An 8,986-nucleotide genomic window follows, 5' to 3' on the forward strand; every position below is an offset into this window, starting at 1 on the left:
CGTCGGTTCGATGTGTACGTCGGTGGTGAGGTGGTTGATCAGGATCCATCCCCAGCCGCCGGTGCCGTCGGTGTGGGGTGGGCGCGGCTGAGGCGGGTCAGGGTTGGTATCGGCGACGGTGATGTGGATGTGATCGCTCTGCAGCGAGAGGTGGAGTGTGCAGGGCCCGTCGGTGTGCCGAATCGCGTTCGAGACGAGTTCACCCACGACCAAGAGTATGATGCTGGCGCTTCCGGGGTGTGCGGGGGGCCGGACGCGGGCAGCGTCAGCGAGGAAGGCGCGGGTCGCGTCCCGCGCTGACGCGGCGGCCTCACCGGCAGGCGGCAGCCTTTGATCGAGCACGGGCGCGCTCATGGGGCCTCCTCCGCCTTGGTGCCGGTCGTAGTGCGCCTGCCCCGTCTGGCGGCCCCGACACGGATAGGACCGCGGGTCCGAGAGCGCCTGCTTTGCAGCACATCAACACCAAATACCGCCGCGCCGCCCAATCAGTCAGCCCAACGGCCGTGGGTCGAGCCGGGACGCGCCCGCCGGTCCTCGGGGGGCTTGTGCGCACTGGTTCCAGGCGTGTTGTGTACCCGTTTCCTCTGGTGACAGCTGGTTGTGGGCGTGTAGCGTTTGCGTCAGCTGTCGTGGTTCGGAAGTTCCCTTTGCCCACGCCGTAGGCGTGGGTGTTTTGCTGTGCTGTGCCGCAGGAACCAGGGCGATCACCTCCGCCTTCCGCAGGGTGCGGGAGGCGTTCATCGACTGGAAGGCATGGATATGGCTACGGGAACTGTGAAGTGGTTCAACGCTGAGAAGGGCTTCGGCTTCATCGCCCAGGAGGGCGGCGGCCCGGACGTCTTCGCCCACTACTCCGCGATCAACGCCTCGGGCTTCCGTGAGCTCCAGGAAGGCCAGGTCGTTACGTTCGACGTCACCCAGGGCCAGAAGGGCCCCCAGGCCGAGAACATCACCCCGGCCTGACCCCGCTCGACACCCGCCGGGGTCTGCCGGGCTCTTCCTCCGGCAGACCCCGGCCGCCGGGGACGGGCTGCATGCTTGCGGGCCCGTACCCGCACCTGCGCAGAACCGATTCTCTTCCTCGTCGTTGTGGGGGCGAGTTGTTCGGGCGCCAGTGCCGGGCTTCCCCCGGCTGGCCGTGTCCCCCTGAGTCTCACGGCATCCGGAGTGCGCCGACAGGACCGCCCCGGTGCCGTGCGCCCGGCAGGCCACCCCCTCCCCGGACTGCCGGGCGCGACCCTGCCCGGGGGCGCAGGCCGCAAGGGGAGCTGCGCCTGGTCGAGCCGGTTCTGCCGTCGCGGGTGGAGGTGGCGTGGACGGGGAGGCGGGCCGGATGGCTCTGTGCGGACAGTTCTCGGCTGGGCTGGCGTGCGGTCAAGGCCATCGCCGCGTTCGCCAAGCAGTAGGGGCGGAAATCCCCAAGGTCGTCAAGCGGCTCACCGACGAGGAAGAACTGTTGGAGTTCCTTCGACTTCCCCGCCGAGCACTGGATCCACCTGCGGACAACGAACCCGATCGAGTCGACCTTCGCCACTGTGCGCCTGCGGACCAAGGTCAGCACGGGCGCTGGCAGCCGGGCCCGCCGGTTAGAAAATTCAGTGGCAGTCTCGGTCAGCCCGTGGTGAAGATCGCGGCATGCCCAACTTCCTGGAGACCGACCGGCTCGTCCTGCGCGCGTTCACGGCGGCCGACGTCGACCACCTGTTCGCCCTGGACAACGACGCCGAGGTCATGCGGTTCATCAACGGTGGCCGCCCCACTCGTCGGGAGTCGATCGAGACAAGGTCGCTCCCGCGGCTCCTGCACGACTATCCGTGCTGGAAGACCCGCGGTTACTGGGCCGCGCAGGAGAAGCCCACCGGCACCTTCCTGGGCTGGTTCGAGTTCCGGCCGTTGGAGGAGCACAGCCCGGCCGTGGTCGAGCTCGGTTACCGGTTGAACCAGGCGGCATGGGGGCGCGGCTATGCCACCGAGGGGTCCCGGGCCCTGGTCCACAAGGGGTTCGCGGAGCTGGGGGTCGAGCGGGTCACCGCAAACACCATGGTCGTCAACACCCGCTCCCGTCGCGTCATGGAGAAGTCGGGCCTGTCCTTCGTCCGGAACTTCACCGGGGACTGGCCGGAGGCGATCGAGGGCTCCGAGCACGGTGAAGTCGAGTACGAACTCACCCGGACCGCATGGGAGCAGCCTCGATAGACATCAACGGTCCAATCCACAACTCTTGACGATTTCTCGCCCCGGGCTTTCACAGGCGCCTGTGCGCGGCGCGCGTCGTTACCAGGTGGCTGTGAGGGTGTGGGGGCTTCGCAGCGCTGTGTTGGGCGGCCAGTTCTGGGGTGTGGCGTAGTGGGGGTCGGTGAGGGTGAGGGTGGGGCAGGCGTCTGCGAGGGCGGTGAGGGCGTGGAGGGTGAGGTGGCGGGTGTAGGGGGCGCCGGGGCAGTAGTGGATGCCGGCGCCGAAGGCCAGGCTGGGGGGTCGGCTGGTGCGGTCGGCGTCGAAGGCGTCGGCATCGTTCAGGCCGTGGTGTTCGTCGCGGGCTGCGGAGGCGAGGAGGAGCAGGAGGCGTGAGCCGGCGGGGATGGGAGTGCCGGAGAGACGGGTGTCGCGGAGGGTGGAGCGTAGCCAGCCGGTCAGGGGTGGGGTGTGGCGCAGAGTCTCTTCGATGGCTTGGGGGAGACGTCCGGTATGCCTGCGGGAGTGGAGTGTTCCCGTTGTCAGCACCTGGTAGAGGGTGTTGGTGATCAGGCGGGGAGTGATCTCGGCATTGGTGATGAGGACTTCCATCAGGGTCGAGGCGACCTCGCGTGGGGTGAAGCGGGTTCCGTCGGTGTCCTGGTGGGCGAGCCATGCGGTGATCAGGTCTTCGCCGGGGCTGTGGGCGCGTTGTTCGGTGAGGGCAAGGCAGTCGTCCCACAGCGCGTTGAGGGCGTGGGCGGCTGCGAGTTGCCCTGCGGGATCGAGGTGTCCCCAGACCAGGTCGGAGAGGGCCGCGGCTCGCTGGGTGATGGCGGGCTGGTCTTGGGGCGGGATGCCGGTGAGGCGGCCTAGGGCGGCGGTGGCGAGCGGCCGGGTGTAGTGGGCGACGAGGTCGGCGGTGCGGGAGGGCCGTGAGGCCAGGCGGGCGGCCGGGGCGGCCGCCTCGCCGCGGAGCAGATCCTGATAGGCGGCCATGCGGCGGTCGGTGGTGGGGAAAGTGGCGTTCATCGCCCGGCGGAAGCGGGCGTGGTGCGGCGGGTCGAGCGACGAGAGGACCGGTACGGCGCCGCTCTGCTCCAGTACGGCCTGGGCATCGGGGTGGACCGGATGCAGGGGGACGTAGCCCAGCGCGGTGGAGAAGGTGGTGCCTGCGTCGCGCAGGACGATGTCGATGTCCTGGTGGCGGGAGACGACCCACACGTTCAGCTGTGGGTCGTGGTAGACGGGGTGTCGGCTGCGCAGGTGCGCGTACAGGGGGCCGGGTTCACCGGCCCCGTGTGCGGTGATGGCGCCCGGCTCGCTGACCGGGCAGCGCGCGAAGTCGGGGATGGCGGGCGGAGCGGGGGTCGGCTGGCTGAGCGCCACAGGATTCGTGTCTTCCGGTCGATCGGAAATCAGCGAGTGGTGCGGGGACGGGCGATGAGCAGCACGCCGTCGTCGTTGAAGCGGTCCGTTCCAGTGGCAAAGTGCTCTCGCAGGGCGGGCAGCAGCGCCTGTCGCAGTTGTGCGAGCTGGAGCCGGCCGGTGTTCCAGAAGGCGGCCAGTACCTCGGCCGCGGCCTGCGCCTTGGCCTCGGAACCTTCCTCGGGGAAGACGACGTCGACGCGGGCGCGGGTGAGGCTGATGTCCTCGAAACCGCGCTCGGCCAGGACACGGGCGGCGCAGGTCAGGAGGTAGCCCTGGTGATCCGGGCGCTCTCCGGTCAGCGGAGCGCAGATGCGGTTCCACAGGCCGATGAGTTCGTTGTCCGGGGCACCCTGCACGAGGACGATCTTCGCCTCGGGGTGGGTGCGGTCCACGGTACGGACCATCTCGGCGACGGCCCGGTCGGGATCGTCGGTGTAGTGCAGTACCCAGGTCGCCACGGCGGCTTCCACGCTCGCGTCGGCAACGGGCAGCTGCTCCGCGCGGCCCGGCAGCACGCTTACGCCGAGGGCAGCCAGCTCGCGCAAGCTCTCCTCCCGCGCCGCGTGCGGCTCGACGGTGGTCACTGATCCCACCCGGGCGGCGAGCTCCCTGACGACCGCTCCGCTGCCGCCGCCGACATCCAAGACCCGGTCGTTGCCGGCCAGAGCCTCGATCACGGGTGTGATGTCGTGCCGTTCGAAGCGGGCTTCCATGCTCAGCCATCCCTGTTCGCTGAGCACATGCGGCCCCCGGTAGACCTCAGGCAGCGGGTAGGGGCCGGCCAGAGCGTGTGCGGGTACGGCCGGGCCGCCGGGCTTGCGGGCGTAGACGAACAGGTGCTCCTCGGCGCCCATGCCGGGGAACTGCGGGTGGAAGACGCTCAGTTGCTCGTGGAGGATTTCCAGTCCGGCCGCGCGCAGCAGCCGGCCGAAGGTCTCGGCCGGGTAGCTGGTGGCGCGGACGCTCTGGCCCATCCACTGGATTTCGGTGTCCTCGACGTCGAAGGGCACGGTGGCGAAGACGAACAGTCCGCCGGGGGCCAGCCAGTCGGCGATCCGGGCGAGGGTGGCGTCCAGGTCGGCGCGGGGCATCTGCAACAGCGGGAAGAATGCGGTGATGGCGTCCCACTGCCCAGGCGTATCCGGCAGGATGCGGACGTCGGCCAGTTCAAAGTCTGCGCCCGGTACCTGGGTGCGGGCCAGCTCGACCATCGTCGTGGACACGTCGTAGCCGGTCACGCGGTGCCCGGCCGCCGCGATGAGGTCGGCGGTCGGCCTGCCGGTGCCCGAGCCGATGTCCATCACCTTCGCCCGCTCCGGGAGCCGGGCCACCAGCCAGCTGATCGCGGCGAGTTGCTCGGGCAGGTGTGCGTAGGTGTCTTCGTACACCTTGCCGAGGGCATCGAAAGGCTTGGCTGCCTGTTCGGTGGATCCGTCACCCTGAAGGGGGAATGTTACTTCGTGCGTCGTCATAGCGGAGGTTCCTGTTCCGGATCTGGTGATCAAGGCGCGACCGGTGACACTACACTCCGTATTCATCCCTGTACCAACCGTAGTGCGCCGGTGTGAACGCCGCGCGCACGCCCCCTTCCGGGCGCCCGCGCACCAGACGGAGAACCCCACGTGTCCACCACCACCGAAACCGGCCACGCCGCCTACTTCGCCTTCCGCGACCGGCTCCTGGGCGACCTGCGCACCACCGTGCTGAGCAATGAGCAGCTGGGCGAGGCCGGAGAGCTCATCTACGGCCACCCCGAAGGGCTCTCCCTGTACGGGATCCCCGCCCCCGACATGGCAGCCAAGGGCATCCGGCTGCTCGGACGCACCACCATCGAATGCTCCGTCGACGCCTACACCATCCCGGTCGCCGAGGAGCTCGCCCGCCTCCAGGCCGGCACCCGGCCGCAGGGACCCGACGCGTACGACCCGATGGTCGTGGATCTGTTCTGCGGCTCAGGAAACTTCGGCCACCACCTCGGCCGGCACATGGGCTGCCCCGTACACGCAGCCGAACTCGACCCGGACGTGTACGAGAGCACGGTCAACAACCTCGACCTCATCGGCTCGCCGATCAGCCTGCACCTGATCGACTACCGCGACCTTCTCGGCAAACTCCCCGCCCGCAGCACCCACGACACCTACGTCGTGGAACCGCCCTGGGGGCCGGCCTTCACTGCGGACGGCCTCGATCTCACCCGTACCTCACCCCCGGTGCCGGAGATCCTCGACGATATCCGCCGCTCCCGCGACGGCCTGCCCTGCTACGTCGCGATCAAGACCAACGACCAGATCGCACACGACTCCCTCACGGCCTCCTTCACCGGCGCCCGGCACCTGCGGAGCATCACCCCGGCCCCTTTCCTGCCCTACGGCGCCAACATGGACTTCCACATCTACCGGCTCACCACCAGCGCCGGCTGCGACGAATGAACCCCTGACTCCCCGGCTTCCCGGCAGGTGCCCCTCGAGCCCGAGGGACAACGCCAAGCAAGCCGCGGGCACCCTGCCCCCGCCATTCCCCAACGGGGCGCGACGACCAACAATGCCCAGCCACCTCGAACCAAGGGACACGCAACAGTGACCAGCACCGCGATCAGCCGCCGCTACGACCGCACCTTCGACCTCCTGGACACCAACGGAAACGGCGTCCTCGAAGAGCAGGACTTCACAGGCCTCATCAAGTCGATCGCCCGCGCCACCGCCGTACAGGGCACCCCCAAGGAAGAAGCCCTGCTCAAGGAATGGGCCAACTGCTGGAACACTCTGCGCGACAACGCCGACGCCGATGGCGACGGCAAGATCAGCCGCGACGAGTTCCACTTGGCCATGGCAGCCTCCTACGGCAACCACACCCAGCTGAAGGACCGCCTCACCCCCGCCCTGGAATCCTCGTTCGCCGCCATCGACGCCGACAACGACGGGGTCGCAACCGTCGAGCAGCTCGAGGCGTACCTCAGCGCATGGGGACTGGAGGCCAAGCAGGCCCGAACCGCCCGCGACCTGCTCGACGAGGACGGCGACGGCCGCATCACCCGTCAGGAGTTCGTGGCCGGCTGGACGGACTTCCTCCTCAGCGACACCTCCGACATCGCCGCCGACGCACTCCTCGGCCCCGTGAAGTAGCGCCACCGCGCAAACAACCACGCTTGACCGGCGCAGGCCGCCCGCCTCCCCGGAGGCAGGCGGCCCCCCGCGCCGGCTGAATGCCTACGCGGGCCTAACGGCATACGGTGCGCAGTCACAGGAGGCCGCGGTGGGCTGGCCGGCTGCGAGGCCGTAACCGGGCGGCTGCCGAATCGTTTATCCATATCGTCGCGTCAGATGCAAAACCGCCCCCCTTGCGGTGCCGCGGCTGACGGCCCCGGGACGCCCCCTGTCCCGGGGCCTTGCTCTGCACCAGCTGGGACGTCCGGGCGGCTCCCTTCGGGTGACTTTCGGAGTCGGGGGAGCAGGGCGCGCGCGTTCGTGATGCGCCGGCCAGCCGAGGAACGGCAGGGCCTCCAGCCCGTCTCTCCGGCAGGCCGCGCCGGGCGGGTGAAGCCGCTGCCCCGGGCGGCCGTGTGCGGGTGCCTGCCTGCGCCCGCGATTGCAGAATGAGCCGAAACAGCCACCCTGTCTCCAGGAGCTCTCTGCCATGCTCGAACGCAAGCTGCTCAAGGACCGTGCTCAGGTCACCTTCGTCCTTCCCGCCGACATCCCGCCCGGTCCGGTCAGCGTGGTCGGTGACTTCAACGAGTGGAAGCCCGGAACCCACACCCTCGCCGCCCGCAAGGACGGCACCCGCGCCGTCACCGTCGCTCTGTCGGCCAAGAGCGTGCACTCCTTCCGCTACCTCGCGGCGGGCGACTACTGGTTCAACGAGGACCACGCCGACGGACACGACGGCACCAACAGCCTCCTGCACACCTGATCCCCCTCCCCGGGGGCGGATCCACCCCCGGCGATCCCCCCCCGCGCCGCCGGCCATGCAGAGGGACACCCTCGGATGGCCACAGCACGCGACATCAAGTGCATCGGCGCCCCGGAGACGGTCCTGACGCCGCGAAGAAACGCGCGAGCGCTCGCTGGTGCCGCGTTCTCCGGGGTTTAGCCGTGCGCGCCCGCGGCTGCTGGGACCATTCGGTGGGTAAGTGTGCGCGTTGAACCGTGGTGAGAGATCACCCGTGCCGGCACCACAGGAGCAGACGATGAAACCGACGACACAATCTCGTCCTCCGGCAGACCTGTTCCCGTTGAAGACCCTCTTCTGCAAATTTTGCCGGGCTACAGCTGCCACTGGTGGAGCGCGGACCCTGAGCGCGGAGGGGGAGTTCCTGTCGGTGACCTGGCATACGGCTGCCTGTCCGCATCACGTGGCCGATCGTATCCTCGCCGAGGACAACTGACGACAATGCTCCGGCAAACCGCGCACCGCGCACTGACCGCCCGTACCACCGGCGGTTTCCAGGCGCCGGCCCTGCAGCCAAACGCCGCCCGCGGCTGCCGCGTGGTCAGCTCCGACCCCGGCGCAGACGGCCGGCTTCCGGCTTCGCCACCGGCCTGACCGACCCCGACGTACGGTCGTGACCTGCACGGCCGATCTCGACGCCCGGGTCCGCGTGCTCGCTGCCGAGAGCGCAGCCGGAGCGCGTACCCAGCCGAGGGCCGGGCCCCGGCCCCTTCGTACCTCCGTGGTACTCATCTCCCATGAGCCAGTTCCGCGACTTCAACCTCAAGCTGCTCGTCATCGAGGAGCTCATGTACGGCGCCGAGCCACTCCTCCCGGTCTACGACCTGCCCGCGCGGCTGGCCGAGCGGGGGATCGGCGACCCCGCGTCCCACGTCCTGGAGAACGGCCTCCACGCGGAGGTACTGCCGGAGTCCCGGGCCCACTTCGAGGCCCTGGAGATCCCGGTCGAGCTCCTCGCCCGGGTCGAGGAGTTGTGCTTCGACGCAGGGGCGGACGTCTTTCGGCACTGCGCCCCCGCCTGGGACGGCGAGGACGACCTGTTCGACGTCCGCTCGCTCGACGACCTCGCCCTGCTGCCCAACCTGCGGGAGGTCACCTTCGTGGAGGACGGCGTCCTGGCCGTGCCGGACGCGGCGGAGGTCTTCGCCGCGCGAGGCGTCGACACGGACTGAGCCCCGTCACTTGCGTAGCGCTGAACGAATTCCGAAGTCCGGTCCCGCTACCCCGCGGGAGCCGGACTTCGCCATGCTGCTCAAGATCTGCGCCTCGACACGAGCGTGAAGGATGTGCCGGTTCGGCGGGTGCCCGGCCACGGCCGCGGGGGGAGCCGTGTGGCCGGCCGCGCGTCGTGCGGTCGGGTAGGTGCTATGCCTTGCCTGCGGCTTGCAGGGGAGTCCTCGGGGCGCCCCGCTCGCTTTGACGGTGAGTTGTGGGG

Annotated in this window: 9 protein-coding genes and 1 pseudogene; 7 read left to right on the forward strand and 3 right to left on the reverse strand. The window is 69.5% G+C overall.

The genetic code is table 11. The features are described from left to right. Positions 1-354, reverse strand: a 354-nt coding sequence (locus tag AC6CKD_RS37730) for an ATP-binding protein (protein ID WP_498333922.1), incomplete at its 3' end; no start/stop codon positions are given. Positions 355-759: 405 nt separating this feature from the next. Here AC6CKD_RS37730 and AC6CKD_RS37735 point away from each other — a divergent pair. From AC6CKD_RS37735 to AC6CKD_RS37745, 3 genes and pseudogenes are all read left to right on the forward strand, one after another. Further along, positions 760-963: a cold-shock protein gene (locus AC6CKD_RS37735; protein WP_382991187.1), complete on the forward strand. Its 204-nt coding sequence runs from the start codon at positions 760-762 to the stop codon at positions 961-963. A 442-nt stretch (positions 964-1,405) separates the two neighbouring features. Next, a pseudogene (locus tag AC6CKD_RS37740) lies at positions 1,406-1,589 on the forward strand (transposase); the annotation flags it as partial. Between the two features lie 46 nt (positions 1,590-1,635). Continuing rightward, positions 1,636-2,196: a GNAT family N-acetyltransferase gene (locus tag AC6CKD_RS37745; protein ID WP_498333924.1), complete on the forward strand. Its 561-nt coding sequence runs from the start codon at positions 1,636-1,638 to the stop codon at positions 2,194-2,196. Positions 2,197-2,274: 78 nt separating this feature from the next. On the opposite strand, the gene AC6CKD_RS37750 is transcribed toward AC6CKD_RS37745, so the two are convergent. Further along, positions 2,275-3,561 carry a cytochrome P450 gene (locus AC6CKD_RS37750; RefSeq protein ID WP_498333926.1) on the reverse strand — a complete coding sequence of 429 codons (1,287 nt, stop codon included), beginning with the start codon at positions 3,559-3,561 and terminating at the stop codon, positions 2,275-2,277. A gap of 29 nt (positions 3,562-3,590) precedes the next feature. Beyond that, positions 3,591-5,075: a methyltransferase domain-containing protein gene (locus AC6CKD_RS37755; protein WP_498333928.1), complete on the reverse strand. Its 1,485-nt coding sequence runs from the start codon at positions 5,073-5,075 to the stop codon at positions 3,591-3,593. Positions 5,076-5,225: 150 nt separating this feature from the next. Between AC6CKD_RS37755 and AC6CKD_RS37760 the strand changes: the two genes are divergently transcribed. From AC6CKD_RS37760 to AC6CKD_RS37775, 4 genes are all read left to right on the forward strand, one after another. Then, the gene (locus AC6CKD_RS37760; protein WP_498333929.1) at positions 5,226-6,032 is read left to right on the forward strand and encodes a hypothetical protein; all 807 of its coding nucleotides are present in this window, start codon (positions 5,226-5,228) and stop codon (positions 6,030-6,032) included. A gap of 147 nt (positions 6,033-6,179) precedes the next feature. After that, complete coding sequence (locus AC6CKD_RS37765; RefSeq protein WP_498333931.1) at positions 6,180-6,725, forward strand: EF-hand domain-containing protein; 546 nt, start codon at positions 6,180-6,182, stop codon at positions 6,723-6,725. A gap of 511 nt (positions 6,726-7,236) precedes the next feature. Continuing rightward, entirely contained in the window at positions 7,237-7,512 is a 276-nt protein-coding gene (locus tag AC6CKD_RS37770; RefSeq protein WP_498333933.1) for an isoamylase early set domain-containing protein, read from the forward strand. Between the two features lie 776 nt (positions 7,513-8,288). Next, a complete protein-coding gene (locus tag AC6CKD_RS37775; RefSeq protein WP_498333935.1) occupies positions 8,289-8,723 on the forward strand; it encodes a DUF6892 domain-containing protein in 435 nt (144 codons plus the stop codon). Positions 8,724-8,986 lie beyond the last annotated feature (263 nt).

The sequence above is a fragment of the Streptomyces sp. GQ60 genome, assembly GCF_059758875.1.